Annotated in this window: 3 protein-coding genes; 1 reads left to right on the forward strand and 2 read right to left on the reverse strand. The window is 42.6% G+C overall.

Annotated features, from left to right (window positions below; translation table 11 throughout):
* On the forward strand, positions 1-333 hold a 333-nt coding region (locus A3739_RS26340), incomplete at its 5' end, for a hypothetical protein (protein ID WP_068503356.1).
* Positions 334-340: 7 nt separating this feature from the next.
* On the opposite strand, the gene A3739_RS26345 is transcribed toward A3739_RS26340, so the two are convergent.
* Positions 341-700, reverse strand: a complete 360-nt coding sequence (locus tag A3739_RS26345) for a hypothetical protein (protein WP_068502972.1) — start codon at positions 698-700, stop codon at positions 341-343.
* Between the two features lie 140 nt (positions 701-840).
* Positions 841-1,183 (reverse strand): FAD-dependent monooxygenase (locus tag A3739_RS26350; protein WP_197472602.1); only part of this gene is annotated, 343 nt, incomplete at its 5' end.

Consider the following 1,183-nt stretch of genomic DNA (forward strand, 5'->3'; position numbering starts at 1 on the left):
ATTCGCCGTGTCGAAAATGCGCAGGATCTTAAATGCCTTATAAAGGACCAAGGTGTGACATTAACGCGTAGAGGACGATCTCGAAATTGGACAATCGAACTCAATACAGAACAGTCCATCAACTTACAAAAGAGTATTGAGTCAGCGAAACAAGAAAGCTGGCTATGGGTTGCAAATCTGCTTAAGAAGCAGCGACCAGAATTAAATTTGAAAGACCTAAAAACGCTTGCCAAAGAACATTGGCCAATCAGCGTTAATCAACTCATGAGGCTCACAGACTGTACGAGCGCACAAGCTAGGCTAGTTATTGACGAAATTGAATGGTCAGAATAGCAAGTACTTACTTATTGCATAAACGAGAAAAACCTGAAGTTTTTGCAGCTCTTACCAACTGGCCGACCGAGGTTGCACTGGCATAACTCACAATCACTTTGTTATCCATCAAATTAACCCGAAACGTTTGCGACATATACGTCAAACCTAATTCATAGGGTAAATTAGACTCGTACCAACCCGTAGTGTTGTTATTAAACCAATTAAACAAGGCATCATACTCAGGCGTGCCGCGGCCAACTTTCTTCCCACAAAACTCGAACTCTGGAGGCATCTTGGTCGTAAAATTAACGGTCCCGCTGGCATTCACTGGACTACTAAACACTACAATTAGCAACGGAAGGATGAATAAGTATTTTAATGGCATCGGTATATTCTCTTTTTATTCGTGACGGTCACCGCGGAGCTATTGTCCGATAAAAACAGAAATACGAATATGTCGCGAATCACGATTAGGAATGTTGAACGGATTTCTGCAAAAAACGGGCGCTACATAAAGCGAACGCTTTACTGTAGACCCATCGCTTTTTTAGCAATTTGGGCTTTTATAAAAGTATGACGATTCATTGCATCCACGCCGAGATTTCTGATCAAACGTACTATAGGGTCTGTCGCACCAAACAATCTTTTAAACCCTTCCATACCCAGCATCATTGAAAAGTTTTCGCTCTTACGCGCTCGCTCATAGCGTTTCAATAATATGGGACTTGAAAGCTCATACCCCTTTTTCTTGGCATCTTCTGCAATACTGATCAGTGCCTGCACATCATCCAAGCCGAGGTTCAAGCCTTGGCCAGCTAAAGGATGAATACTATGCGCAGCATCACCCATCAAAATGGCTTGATCCGCA

This window comes from Oleiphilus sp. HI0067 (assembly GCF_001635735.1).

Coding starts and splice junctions, on each gene's coding strand:
- A3739_RS26345 (WP_068502972.1), bottom strand. CDS start 700: ATGCCATTAAAATACTTATTCATCCTTCCGTTGCTAATTGTAGTGTTT.